The sequence below is a fragment of the Agromyces laixinhei genome (assembly GCF_006337065.1).
Lineage (GTDB): Bacteria > Actinomycetota > Actinomycetes > Actinomycetales > Microbacteriaceae > Agromyces > Agromyces laixinhei.
Genome location: NZ_CP040872.1, coordinates 363,449 through 375,975, shown reverse-complemented (window position 1 = coordinate 375,975; position 12,527 = coordinate 363,449). Strand labels below are relative to the sequence as shown.

General features: G+C 67.8%; 13 protein-coding genes. 5 read left to right on the top strand and 8 right to left on the bottom strand.

All coding sequences use genetic code 11. The features are described 5' to 3' along the window. Positions 1-35 precede the first annotated feature (35 nt). Both FHG54_RS01775 and FHG54_RS01770 read left to right on the top strand, forming a co-directional pair. Entirely contained in the window at positions 36-575 is a 540-nt protein-coding gene (locus FHG54_RS01775; protein ID WP_139415630.1) for a peptidylprolyl isomerase, read from the top strand. Between the two features lie 196 nt (positions 576-771). Continuing rightward, positions 772-1,434 carry a rhomboid family intramembrane serine protease gene (locus FHG54_RS01770; RefSeq protein WP_332310003.1) on the top strand — a complete coding sequence of 221 codons (663 nt, stop codon included), beginning with the start codon at positions 772-774 and terminating at the stop codon, positions 1,432-1,434. Between the two features lie 198 nt (positions 1,435-1,632). Here the strand turns inward: FHG54_RS01770 and FHG54_RS01765 are convergent, their stop codons facing one another. After that, positions 1,633-1,872 (bottom strand): cell division protein CrgA, encoded by a 240-nt coding sequence (locus FHG54_RS01765; RefSeq protein ID WP_139415628.1) that lies wholly within the window; start codon positions 1,870-1,872, stop codon positions 1,633-1,635. A gap of 72 nt (positions 1,873-1,944) precedes the next feature. Here FHG54_RS01765 and FHG54_RS01760 point away from each other — a divergent pair, with 72 nt between their 5' ends. The 3 genes from FHG54_RS01760 to FHG54_RS01750 are packed head-to-tail and all read left to right on the top strand — an operon-like array spanning position 1,945 to position 3,561. Continuing rightward, positions 1,945-2,736, top strand: a complete 792-nt coding sequence (locus tag FHG54_RS01760; protein WP_139415627.1) for a class E sortase — start codon at positions 1,945-1,947, stop codon at positions 2,734-2,736. Between the two features lie 3 nt (positions 2,737-2,739). Beyond that, positions 2,740-2,895 (top strand): DUF4175 domain-containing protein, encoded by a 156-nt coding sequence (locus FHG54_RS01755; protein WP_139415626.1) that lies wholly within the window; start codon positions 2,740-2,742, stop codon positions 2,893-2,895. A 6-nt stretch (positions 2,896-2,901) separates the two neighbouring features. Next, the gene (locus FHG54_RS01750) at positions 2,902-3,561 is read left to right on the top strand and encodes an anthranilate synthase component II (RefSeq protein WP_139415625.1); all 660 of its coding nucleotides are present in this window, start codon (positions 2,902-2,904) and stop codon (positions 3,559-3,561) included. A 117-nt stretch (positions 3,562-3,678) separates the two neighbouring features. Here the strand turns inward: FHG54_RS01750 and pknB are convergent, their stop codons facing one another. The 7 genes from pknB to FHG54_RS01715 all read right to left on the bottom strand — a co-directional run bounded on the left by pknB (position 3,679) and on the right by FHG54_RS01715 (position 12,455). Continuing rightward, complete coding sequence (gene pknB, locus FHG54_RS01745; protein WP_420837431.1) at positions 3,679-5,307, bottom strand: Stk1 family PASTA domain-containing Ser/Thr kinase; 1,629 nt, start codon at positions 5,305-5,307, stop codon at positions 3,679-3,681. Between the two features lie 121 nt (positions 5,308-5,428). Then, positions 5,429-7,096, bottom strand: coding sequence for a protein kinase domain-containing protein (locus FHG54_RS01740; RefSeq protein WP_139415623.1), 1,668 nt, complete (start codon positions 7,094-7,096; stop codon positions 5,429-5,431). Then, positions 7,093-8,547 carry a peptidoglycan D,D-transpeptidase FtsI family protein gene (locus FHG54_RS01735; protein ID WP_139415622.1) on the bottom strand — a complete coding sequence of 485 codons (1,455 nt, stop codon included), beginning with the start codon at positions 8,545-8,547 and terminating at the stop codon, positions 7,093-7,095. Before FHG54_RS01735 ends, FHG54_RS01740 begins: the two co-directional genes overlap by 4 nt. After that, on the bottom strand, positions 8,544-9,878 hold the full coding sequence (locus tag FHG54_RS01730) for an FtsW/RodA/SpoVE family cell cycle protein (RefSeq protein WP_139418239.1): 1,335 nt from the start codon (positions 9,876-9,878) through the stop codon (positions 8,544-8,546). Before FHG54_RS01730 ends, FHG54_RS01735 begins: the two co-directional genes overlap by 4 nt. 55 nt (positions 9,879-9,933) lie before the next feature. Continuing rightward, positions 9,934-11,166, bottom strand: coding sequence for a PP2C family protein-serine/threonine phosphatase (locus FHG54_RS01725; RefSeq protein ID WP_139415621.1), 1,233 nt, complete (start codon positions 11,164-11,166; stop codon positions 9,934-9,936). Between the two features lie 3 nt (positions 11,167-11,169). Next, a complete protein-coding gene (locus tag FHG54_RS01720) occupies positions 11,170-11,709 on the bottom strand; it encodes an FHA domain-containing protein FhaB/FipA (RefSeq protein ID WP_139415620.1) in 540 nt (179 codons plus the stop codon). Then, positions 11,706-12,455 carry an FhaA domain-containing protein gene (locus tag FHG54_RS01715; protein WP_139415619.1) on the bottom strand — a complete coding sequence of 250 codons (750 nt, stop codon included), beginning with the start codon at positions 12,453-12,455 and terminating at the stop codon, positions 11,706-11,708. Before FHG54_RS01715 ends, FHG54_RS01720 begins: the two co-directional genes overlap by 4 nt. Between the last annotated feature and the right edge of the window lie 72 nt (positions 12,456-12,527).

Below are 12,527 nucleotides of genomic sequence, written 5' to 3'. Positions count from 1 at the left end.
CCGCTTGACGAATCCACCCATGACAGAATATGAGGATGCCGATTCCTACCGCTGTCGCGACGCTCAACACCAACCACGGACCGATCAAGGTCGACCTCTACGGCGACCACGCCCCGAAGACGGTCGGGAACTTCGTCGGGCTCGCCACCGGCGAGATCGAGTGGACCCACCCGGCCACCGGCGAGAAGTCCACCGCGCCCCTCTACAACGGCGTCATCTTCCACCGCATCATCCCCGGCTTCATGATCCAGGGCGGCGACCCGCTCGGCCAGGGTGTCGGCGGCCCGGGTTACCAGTTCGACGACGAGATCACCTCGGAACTCGACTTCACCGAGCCCTACGTGCTCGCCATGGCGAACGCCGGCATCCAGATGGGCCGCGGCACCAACGGCTCGCAGTTCTTCATCACCGTCGGCCCGACCACGTGGCTGCAGGGCAAGCACTCGATCTTCGGCAAGGTCACGGATGCCGCGAGCCAGGCCGTCGTCGACAAGCTCGCCGCTGTGGCGACCGACGGTCGTGACAAGCCTCTCGAAGACATCGTCATCGAGAGCATCACCGTCGAGCAGCGCTGACCGAGAGGTGAGCGACGCGGGGCCTGAGCGGGCGAACTACTGCTATCGACACCCTGACCGGCAGAGCTACATCCTCTGCCAGCGGTGCGGGCGCACGATCTGCCCCGAATGCCAGACGCAGGCGCCGGTCGGGGTGATCTGCCCCGAGTGCATGCGGGAGCAGCGCGCCAACGCCCCGCGTACCAAGCCCGCCGTCTTGACGCGCGCGCGATCGGCAGCGGGCCGCGGAGCCCCCGTCGTCACCTATGCCCTCATCGGAATATCCGTCGCGGTCTACCTTCTGCAGATGATTCCGGGCCTCGGCGTCACTGATTCCATCCGGTACGCGGGCGTCTTCTCGCATCCGGGAGCGCTCGAGCCCTGGCGCATGATGACCTCGGTGTTCGCACACGGAAGCATCCTGCACCTGTTGCTCAACATGTACACCCTGTGGATCTTCGGACAGCTGCTCGAAGGCCTGCTCGGTCGGTGGCGCTATCTCTCGCTCTACCTCCTCGCCGGGTTCGCCGGCTCGGTGGGCGTGCTCTGGCTCGCCCCGCCGAATGTGCCGGTCGTCGGTGCATCCGGTGCCATCTTCGGTCTCATGGGTGCCTTCCTCGTCATTCAGCGCCGGCTCGGCGGACAGGCGACCCAGTTGTTCGTGCTGCTCGGCATCAACCTCGTCATCGGCTTCATCCCGGGCATGAACGTGGCCTGGCAGGCGCACCTCGGGGGTCTCGTCGCCGGTGCGCTCATCGGCCTCATCATGGTCGAGACGCGCAAGCGATCGCAGCAGTCGCTGCAGACCTGGCTGCTGGTCGCCGTGGGCGTGGTGCTGGTGCTGCTGAGCCTTCGCTACGTCTTCTTCCCGATCGCCTGATACCGGCACCCGAAGTTATCCACAGGATTCTCCACAACTGGGGAGAGTTACACCGGTGTAGTTGTCGCCATTTCAGGGGACACGAGGACCCGAGGTTTTCCACAACCTGTGGATAACCCCGAGGCTGTTGCAGCGGAAACGCGAAACGAGAGAGGGCGGATGCTGCAGCATCCGCCCTCTCTCGTTCGCTGAGCGCTGTTATCGCCAGCGTGTGGTCATGAGGAAGCCGATGAAGGCGATGCCGAAGCCGATGAGGATGTTCCACGATCCGAGTTCGGCGATCGGGAAGGCACCCTGGCTCACGTAGAACACGATGATCCAGGCGAGTCCGATGAGCATGAAGCCGAACATGACGGGCTTGAACCAGACCGGATTCGGAGCGTCTTCGCGGCTCGTCGACTCTGCGGTCGCGGGCTTCGATGATTTCGTACGTGCCATGCGGGTGATTCTAGTCGAGGATGGGCTTGCCGACACATTCGGTTCACTGTTGCGCGGGCTAGAATCACCCTCATGCCCGAGTCCCAACCCGAATCGCGGCGTGCGCGGCGAGACTCGGTTGCTCGGCGCCCACGCGTGAGCGTCGTCGGCGTGCTCGGTGAACTGCTCCTCACCGCGGGTGCGGTGATCCTGCTGTTCCTCGGCTGGCAGCTGTGGTGGAACGACGCGATCATGGCCGGACAGCAGTCGTCCGCCGCATCCGAACTCAGCAGTCGATGGCAGGAGGAGGCGCGCGCGAGCCAGGGGGAGACGCCCCCTCCGGTGCCGGCCGACTACGGCGATCCCGTCGTCGACGCGACCGAGTACGACGACAGCGAGGCCTTCGCGGTCATGTACGTGCCGCGATTCGGCGAGGATTCGCAGCGCAACATCGCCGAGGGCTACGGGCTCGACGTGCTCAACAGTTTCGACCTGGGCGTCGGGCACTACCCGCAGACGCAGATGCCCGGCGAGGTCGGCAACTTCGCGATCGCCGCGCACCGCAGCGCCTACGGGGGCGGCATGCACGAGATCGAGCAACTGCAGCTCGGTGACGCGATCTACATCCAGACCAAAGACGGCTGGTACACCTACCGGTTCCGCGATTTCGAGTACGTGACGCCCGAGACCGTCGATGTGCTGGCCCCAGTGCCGCATCACCCCGACCTGGCGCCGACCGACCGCATCGTCACGCTCACGAGCTGCAACCCGCTGTACTCGACCGCCGAGCGCATCATCGCGTACGGCGTGCTCGAGTCATGGCAACCGAGTGCGGCCGGCGCGCCGGCCGAGATCGCGCCGATCGTGGCGACCTGGGGGAGCTGAGACATGTACGGTGCACTCTGGAGGGTCCTGCCCGGACCCGTGTGGCTGCGGATCATCCTGATGCTGCTGCTCGTCGCGGCGGCCGTGTTCGCGCTGTTCACCTGGGTCTTCCCGTGGGTCGATGGCATTCTGAATCCGATCAACGTCACGGTGGAGTGAACTGACATGGAACACACGACGATCCGCGTTCTCGTCATCGACAACTACGACAGCTTCGTCTACACCCTGAACGGGTACCTGCAGGAGCTCGGTGCCGAGACCGAGGTCGTGCGCAACGACTCGTTCGGGATCGACGAGGTGGCCTCGCGCATCGCCGAGTACGACGCGGTGCTCATCTCGCCCGGGCCCGGCAAGCCGGCGGATGCCGGTGTGTCGATCCCGGTCGTCGAGGCGGCCCTCGTATCGGGGCAGCCGATCCTCGGAGTCTGCCTCGGCCACCAGGCGATCGCCGAGGCGTTCGGCGGGGTCGTGACGAACGCCGAAGAACTCATGCACGGCAAGACCTCCGTCATCACCCACGACGGCAGCGACTTCTACGACGGGGTTCCGCAGCCGTTCACTGCAACGCGCTATCACTCGCTCGCTGTCGTCGACGGCACCGTGCCCGACGACCTCGTCGTGACGAGCCGCACCCAGGGCGGCGTGATCATGGGCCTGCGGCACGAGAGCCTTCCGATCCTCGGGGTGCAGTTCCACCCGGAATCGGTGCTCACCGAGGGCGGCTACCGCATGCTCGGCAACTGGCTCGCGGTCGCGGGGCTGCCCGAAGCACGCGAACGCGCCGTCGGCCTGAGCCCGCTCGTGCGGGCGACCGCGATCGCCTGACGGGCTACGCGCGCCGGTCCCCGATTCGACGAGCCGGTGCAGCGCTGACCGGCGCAGCGCTGATCGGTGCAGCGCTGATCGGTGCAGCGCTGACCGGCGGGGTGACGACCCGAGGTGCTACCCGGCGCAGTAGGTGAGTTCGACCGTGGAGTGCTGTGGCACGTCTCCGGGCGGCATCGATTGCTGGGTCACGGGAGAACCGGGTTCGGAGGCGCACGAGCCGTCGGGCTTCGGAACGGCCGTGAGCTGCAGGTTCTCTGCGGCGAGGTAGGAGGTTGCGGCGGCGAGCGTCTGGCCCGTGACATCCGTGAGGGTGACCATGCCGCTCGAGATGCGGAAATCGACCGTCGACCCGGCCTCGACCGACGCGCCGGCCTCGGGACTCGTGCCGAGCACGGTGTCGCCCGCCACGGTCGGCGACGACTCGCGGTTCTCGACCCCCGGCACCAGTCCGAGGGCGGTCAGATCGGCCTTCGCCTGCTCGAGCGTCTTGTTCTGTACGTCGGGTACGGTGACGGCCTGCTTGCCGGTGGAGACGTACACCGTCACCGCGGTGCCGGCGTCGACGATCTCGCCCGCAGCAGGATCGGTGCGGATCACCTGGTCGGCCGGAACGGCGTCGTCGGTCGTCTCGATGGCGGTGGCGGGCAGCCCGAGTTCTTGGAGTGCTTCGACCGCCTCTTCGTAGGTGAAGCCGGTCATCACCGGGATCTCGCGCACATTCGGCGGGATCTCGGTCGTCGGCTGAAGATTGAATGCCCAGTACATGACGGCGATGACGATCACGATGACGCCGACGATGCCCGACCAGATCCAGATCGCCGGAGGACGGCGCTGGGTTCTCGTCATGGTCTCGTCTTCGGCGAGCTGGCGCAGCGCCAGCTCGGAGCTCGAGAGCGAGGAGGTGGGCGCGCCGAAGAGCAGGGTCGCCTGGTCGGGCTCGCGATGCACCGGTACCCGCCCGGATGCCGCGGTGTCGACGTCGTTCCGGAACTCCGCCGCAGTCTGGTAGCGCTGGTCGCGATCCTTCGCGAGGGCGTGCAGCACGACGGTGTCGAGTGCCGGCGAGACCTTCGGGTTGATGACGCTCGGCTTGACCGGCCGCTCGCTCACGTGCTGATATGCGACGGCAACCGGCGTGTCGCCGCGGAACGGCGGGCGACCCGTGAGCATCTCGAAGAGCACCACGCCGGCGGAGTAGAGGTCGGTTCGCGCGTCGACGGTCTCGCCCTTGGCCTGCTCGGGTGAGAAGTAGGAAGCGGTTCCGAGGATCGCGGTGGTCTGCGCGACCGTCGTGGACGAGTCGGAGACGGCCCGCGCGATGCCGAAGTCCATGACCTTCACCTGACCGGTGGTGGTGATCATGATGTTGCCGGGCTTGATGTCGCGGTGCACGACGCCGGCCCGGTGCGAGTACTCGAGCGCTGTGAGCACGCCGTCGATGACGCGCACCGCAGCGGAAGGCTCGAGCGGTCCGTCGTGGATGATGTCCTTCAGCAGGCGCCCCTCGACGAACTCCATGACGATGAAGGGAAGCTGCACCTCTTGCCCGGCCCCATCGACGACGGTCTCCTCACCGGCGTCGAAGACGCGCACGATGGTCGGGTGCGCCATGCGCGCCGCCGACTGTGCCTCCTGACGGAACCGCATGCGGAAGGCCGGGTCGGTCGCGAGTTGCGGCTTCAGCAGCTTGATCGCGACCTGACGCCCGAGCCGCGTATCGGTGCCGACGTGCACATCGGACATTCCACCGCGCCCGATGAGGGCGCCGACGCGGTATCGACCCGCGAGCACCCGTCCTTCATCGTTCACCGTGCGATCCTCTTCCCTCTCATCTCCAGTCGGCCTGCTCTGCCGGGCTGCCGCGCTACGGCGCGATCGTCACAGCAGCGGCCGGTGAGTACGGCGAATCGATCTGGCCGCAGAAGTACCGGAAGGTGACATCGAACGGCTGCGTGCCTGCCTGCACGTTGACCGTCGTCGTGTTCGCGCCGACCGGGCTCGGCGGGGTCGCGTCGCCCGTGACGGCGACCTCGTAGCCGCTCAGCGTCTGCCCGCTCGGGCACGACTGCGCAGGCCACGTGACCTTCACGAGAGCGCCGGCGTCGACCTCGGCCGGGTCGACCGTGGGCGGTGCGCTCGGTGCGCTCGGCGGCACCGGGCTCGCGTAGTACGTGATCGTCACCTCGGAGCCGAGATCCATGTTGCCCGTCGGGTTGACGTCGTAGACGAGGCCTGCCTCGTCTGGCGTCGCAGCGGGGTTGCCTTCCACCGCATTGACGACCATGCCGAGCGCCTCGAGCTGCGCCCGCGCCTCATCGACCGAGAGACCGAGGTAGTTCTCACGGTTGACCTGGGCGGTCGTCGGGGCCGCGCTGGTGGGCGGGGCGCTCGACGGCGGCGGCGTGCTCGAGGTCGAAGGCGGCGTCGTGGGAGTTGTGGACGGCGCTTCCTTCGCCCCGCCGTTCAGTGCAAGGGCGATGATCGTGCCGATGAGCACGATCGCGAGCAGCGCGATGAGTACGATGAGCGGCCACGTCCAGCGGCTGCGCTTCTTCTTCTCTTCGACCGGCTCTTCATCGTCGGCCGGCACTCCGGCGGCCGACGGCATCACCGTGGTCGCGGCGGTGGCGCCGGACTGCGGCATGAGCATCGTCGCAGCGGTGAGACCGGCAGCGCCGAGCACCGCCGGCACCGCCGCGGCCGCCGCCTGCACGTCGCCCCGACGCAGCGCCGTGGCGGCGCGGGCCAGATGCGCGGCCGACTGCGGGCGGTCGGCGGGGTTCTTCGCGATGCAGGCGTAGACGAGGTTGCGCACGGGCTCGGAGACCGTGACCGGCAGATCGGGAGGGGTCTCGTTGATCTGCGCCATCGCGATCGCGACCTGCGACTCACCCGTGAACGGGCGGCGGCCGGCGAGCGACTCGTACGCGACGATGCCGAGCGAGTAGATGTCGGTCGTCGGCGACGCGGGGTGACCTGACGCCTGTTCGGGCGAGAGGTACTGCACGGTGCCCATGACCTGGCCGGTGGCCGTCAGCGGCACCTGGTCGGCGATGCGCGCGATGCCGAAGTCGGTGATCTTGACCCGGCCGTCGGGTGTGATGAGCAGGTTGCCGGGCTTGATGTCGCGGTGCACCAGGCCGGCCGCGTGCGCGGCCTGCAGGGCCGCTGCGGTCTGCGCGACGATGTCGAGCACCTTGTCGGTCGAGAGCACGTGCTCTCGCTCGAGGATCGTCGACAGCGCCTCGCCGGGCACGAGTTCCATGACGAGGTAGGCGCTGCCGTCCTCCTCGCCGTAGTCGAAGACGTTGGCGATGCCCTCGTGGTTGACCAGCGCGGCATGACGGGCCTCGGCGCGGAAGCGCTCGAGGAAGCCCGGATCGCCGAGATACTCGTCTTTGAGGATCTTGATCGCGACTTGACGGCCGATGACGAGGTCTGTGGCCTGCCACACCTCGCCCATCCCGCCGATCGCGATGCGGGATTGCAGTTCGTAGCGCCCTCCGAAGGTGAGCCCTGCGCTCGGTCTCATTTGTTCAGCACCGCCTCTAGTACCTGCTTTGCGACGGGTGCGGCGATGAGATTGCCGTACCCCTCCTGACCCAATCCCCCGCCATCCTCGATGAGTACCGTGATTGCATACTGAGGATTGTCGGCGGGAGCAAACCCGGTGAACCAGAGAGTGTAGGGGTCACTCTCGCCGTTCTCCGCCGTACCCGTTTTACCGGCCACGCTGACGCCGTCTATTCTTGCATTACTCGCGGCCCCGTTCTCGACGCCGTTGACCATCATCTCCACCATCGTGCTCGCCGTCTCCTCGCTGATCGCCCGCCCGAACTCGTCGGGCGCGAATTCCTGCAACGGTGTGAAGTCGGGGGCGGTGACCTGATCGACGAGGTTCGGGTTCATCACGATGCCGCCGTTCGCGATCGCCGCCGACACCATCGCCATCTGCATGGGGGTGGTGCGCACCTCGTACTGGCCGAAGGCCGACAGTGCCGTCTGCGCGTCGTCGAGCACCCGCGGGTACACGCTCGGCTCGGTGGTCGTCGGGATCAGGAACTCGCTGTTGAATCCGAACTTCTCGGCCTGCTCGCGAATGGCGGCGTCGCCGAGTTCGATGCCGAGTTCGGCGAACGGGATGTTGCAGGAGAGTCGGAGGGCCGTCGCGAGGCTGACGGTCGCGCCGCCGCCGCAGTTGCCGCCCTCGGTGTTGCGCACGACGGAATTCGTGCCCGGCAGCGTGAACGTGCCGGGGTTCGGCAACTGGCTCTCCGGCGTGTACCGGCCCGATTCGAGCGCCGCCGCCGTGGTGACGAGCTTGAACACGGAGCCGGGCGGGTTCATGTCGCCGCCGGTCGCGCGGTTGAAGAGCGGATCACCCGGATCGGCGAGGAGGCCCTCGTAGGTCGCGGTCACCTGTGCGCTGTCGTGCACCGCGAGGGTGTTCGGGTCGAAGGTCGGCTTGGTGACCATCGCGATGATCCGGCCGGTCGACGGCTCCGAGACGTAGACCGCGCCGGAGTAGTCGCCGAGGGCGTCCCATGCGGCCTGCTGTGCGACCGGGTCGATCGCGACCTCGACGGATGCCCCCATCGGGTCCTGCCCGGAGATGAGTCGGTTCAGGGAGTCGAAGAACTGACTCGACGACTGGCCGCTGAGCTCGTCGTTGAGCGAGCGCTCGAGGCCCGTCGCCTCGCCGTTGACGGGGATGTAGCCGGTGATCGGCGCGTACAGCGGACCGTTGGCGTAGATGCGCTGGAACCGGTAGTCGTCGTCTGAGGGCTGCGAGAAGGCGATCGGTTCGCCGCCGACGAGGATCGGGCCGCGCTCGACCGAATAGCTCTCGTACAGCGTGCGCGAGTTGCGAGGATCGGCGGAGAGGGCCTCGGCCTGCACGTACTGGATGATCGTCGACGAGACGAGCAGGGTGAGGAACATGAGGAAGGCGACGATGGAGACGCGCTTGAGTTCTCGATTCATCCGTCGATCACCAGCCTCGGATGGTTGCGAACCGTATCGGACAGTCGGAGGAGGAGGGCCACGATGATCCAGTTGGCCACGAGCGACGAACCGCCGGCGGCGAGGAACGGGGTCGTGAGCCCCGTCAGCGGGATGACCCGCGTGACGCCGCCGACGACGATGAAGACCTGGAGGGCGACGACGAACGCGAGCCCGACGCCGAGCAGCTTGCCGAAGTCGTCCTGGCCGGCGAAGCCGATGCGGAACCCGCGGGCCACGAAGAGCAGGTAGAGGGCGAGGATCGCGAAGACGCCGGCGAGGCCGAGTTCTTCGCCGAGGCTCGCGATGATGTAGTCGCTCTGCGGCACCGGGGTGAGGTCGGGGCGGCCCTGGCCCCAGCCCGTGCCGACGAGGCCGCCGTTCGCGAGTCCGAACAGCCCTTGCACGAGTTGGTAACTGCCGCCGAACTCCTGGTCGAACCGCTCGGGGGCGAACGGGTCGAGCCAGTTCGCGAAGCGGTTGCCGACGTAGTCGAGTGTCTGGCTCGCGATGATCGCGCCGCCGATGAAGAGGCTCATGCCGAGCACGACCCACGAGATGCGACTCGTCGCGACGTAGAGCATCACGAGGAAGAGCCCGAAGTAGAGCAGGGCGGTGCCGAGGTCGCGCTGGAAGACGATGACGGCCATCGACAGCGCCCACACGATGAGGAGCGGCCCGAGATCGCGCGCGCGGGGGAACTTCATGCCGAGGAACTTCGTGCCGACCATCGACAGCGAGTCGCGATTGCGCACGAGATAGCCGGCGAAGAAGACGGCCAGCGCGATCTTCGCGATCTCGCCCGGCTGGAAGGTCGCGACGTCGCCGAAGCCGATCCAGACGCGGGCCCCCGACACCTCGCGCCCGAGGCCCGGAACGAGCGGCAGCAGCAGCAGCACGATCGCCGCGAGTCCGGCGAGGTAGGTGTAGCGGAAGAGGACCCGGTGGTTTCGGATCACGAGGATCGTCGCGATCGCGCACACGATCGCGATCGCGCTCCAGGCGATCTGACGCACCGCCGCGCTCTCCCAGCCCGAATCACCCTCGGCGATGTCGATGCGGTAGATCATCGCGATGCCCAGCCCGTTCAGCAGCGTCGCGATCGGCAGCAGGAACGGGTCGGCGTCGCGGGCCACGAACCGCATCGCGACGTGCAGCCCGAACACGAGCAGTGAGAGGCCGGCGCCGAGCAGCACGAGCTGCGTGTCGACGCGGCCGAGCGCCCCGAACTGCACGAGCACGATCGCCACGGCGTTGATGAAGCACGCCGCGAGCAGCAGCCAGAACTCGAGGTGGCGCAGCTTCTGCGGCATCCGGATGCGCCGGATGCCCTCTGGCGGCGTGGCGGTGCGCGCCGGCGTCTGTGCGTCACTCAAGGGATTCCTCCAGCCGCTGCACGATGCGATACGCCTCGGAGAACGAACCGGCGCTGATCGTCTGCTCGACCCGCTGCTGGTCGTAGGTGCGGAGTTCTGCGACGTCGACCTTCGTCTCGGTGTGCAGTTCGTGCAGCGACAGCGGCCCGAGGTTCTGCTGGATGCCCTGGTAGATCGCAACCCTGCCGTTCGATTCGCCCACGTAGAAGCGGGTCTGCGTCCACTGGTAGCCGAGCGCGAAGGTCGCGACGATCGCGACGATCAGCAGCACGATCCAGAAGCTCCACATCCAGCGGCGCCGGCGCCGGCGCCGGGCGTCCTCCTCGATGATCTCGTCGAAGAAGTCTTCGGAGTCGGGTTCGAAGTGCGTCTCCTGCACCGGGTGCGGACGGAACGGCGCGAGACGGATGCCGCGGGGCCGCGCCGGCTCGGCGGCCTGGCCGAACGCCGGCGGGGCCGCCGCAGACCCGACGACGAGCGGCGGGGTCGCCGGCGCGGGCGGTTCGCCGATGTCGAGGAGGACCACGGTGACGTTGTCGGGGGCGCCGCCGTCGAGGGACGCCTTCACGAGCCGATCGGCGACCTGCTTGGCACCGGCCTCGGCCGACATGAACCCGTGGATCTCGTCGAATGAGACGACGCCCGACAGGCCGTCGGAGCAGAGCATCCACCGGTCGCCTTCGCGGGTGTCGAGCACCATCGAGTCGATCTCGGGCGAGGCTTCGACGTCGCCGAGCACCCGCATGAGCACCGAGCGCCGCGGGTGCACCATGGCCTCTTCGGCGGTGATGCGACCGGCGTCGACGAGCCGTTGCACGAACGTGTGGTCGGTGGAGACCTGGCTGAGCTCGCCCGAGCGCAGCAGGTAGATGCGGGAGTCGCCGATGTGGGAGATGACGACGTGATCGTCGACGAGCAGAATGCCGCTCACCGTCGTGCCCATGCCGGTGAGTTCCGAATGCTCGGCGACGGTGGCGGCGATCATGCGGTTGGCGGCGATCAGGGCGCCTTCGAGGGAGGCCGCGGCCTCGGTCGTGTGCTCGTAGTCGGCGTCGGCCTCGGCGATGCGGCGCGTGGCGATCGCACTCGCGACATCGCCGCCGGCGTGCCCGCCCATGCCGTCGGCCACCATGAACAGACGGCGTCCGGCGTACCCGGAGTCCTGGTTGTTCGAGCGGATCCGGCCGACGTGCGAGACCGCGGCGCTCGCCTTGATGGTCGCCACGGGCTACCGTCGCAGCTCGAACGTCGTCGCTCCGACCTTGACGGTGGCTCCGAGCGGGATGGGGGTCGGCACGGTCACTCGGGAGCCGTTGAGGAAGGTGCCGTTCGTGGAGTCGAGGTCCTGCAGCATCCACCGGCCGTTCCACTGCATGAGCCGCGCGTGGTGGGTCGAGGTGTAGTCATCGCGGATGATGATCGCCGAGTCGCTCGACCGGCCGATCGTGATCTCGTCGTTGCCGAGCGGGAACTCGGTGCCGTTCTTCGTGCCGCTCGTGATGATGAGCCTGGTCGCATTGTCGCTCGACGCGAGTTCGCTCGAGCCGTCGGGTGCTGCGCGGGACGTGACCGGCGAGGTCGGCGCCGCGGCCACGGGCGCCGCAGCCGGGAACGTGGATGCCGCCGCCGGCGCGGCGGTCTCGGGCTGCAGCTTGCGCACGCGCTGGCCGAACAGATCGCTGCGCAGGGCGTAGACGATCGCGAAGATGAACACCCAGAGCAGCACGAGGAAGCCGAGCTGGAGGACGAGGAGGGTCAGTTCGCTCATTCGCCGGGCCCCCAGAACCCGCCCATGTCGTGACGTTCGGTGGCGGGGTCGGTGCGGCCGCGAGCGGCTCCGCCCGCGTTCGAGGCCTGTGCGAGCACCCTGAAGGTGATGCGCGAGCGGCCGATGCCGATGACGGAGTCGGGTTCGAGGATGGCGTCTTTGACCGGAGAGCCGTTGAGCTGGGTGCCGTTCGTGGAGCCGAGGTCGCGCACGCGGGCACGACTGCCGTCCCACTGCACCTCGGCGTGTCGTCGTGAGGCGCCGGAGTCGTCGAGCGTCACGTCGGCCTCGCTGCCGCGACCGATCACCGTGCGGCCCTTCATGATCGGGTAGCGCTTGCCGTTGACGTCGAGCACCGGGGTCCAGGCGACCTGGCCCTTCACGTTCTGCGAGTCGACCTGCACCATGCCGACGCTGAGGCCCTGGTCGGCCGCCAGCTCGAGCGTGATGCCGCCCGCGAACTGGAAGCGCTGGCTCGCGGCGTGCTTCTGCACGAGATCGACGAGCTCGTCGATGAGCGCGGGGCCGAGGCTCGTCATGCGAGTGTGGTCTTCGGGCGCCATGCGCACGACGAAGCTGTTGGGCACGAGCACGCGGTCGCGCGAGACGACTGCGGCCTTCGTGTCGATCTCCCGCTTCAGGGCCGAGGTGATCTCGACGGGCTGCAGCCCCGAACGAAATGTCTTCGCGAAGGCGCCGTTGACGGCTCGCTCGAGACTTTTCTCGAAGTTGTCCAGTAGGCCCACGGGTCTCCCGCTCCAGATTCGCACCGACGCTGTCGTGACTGTGACATGGTAGCCCGAAGGGCTGTGAACACT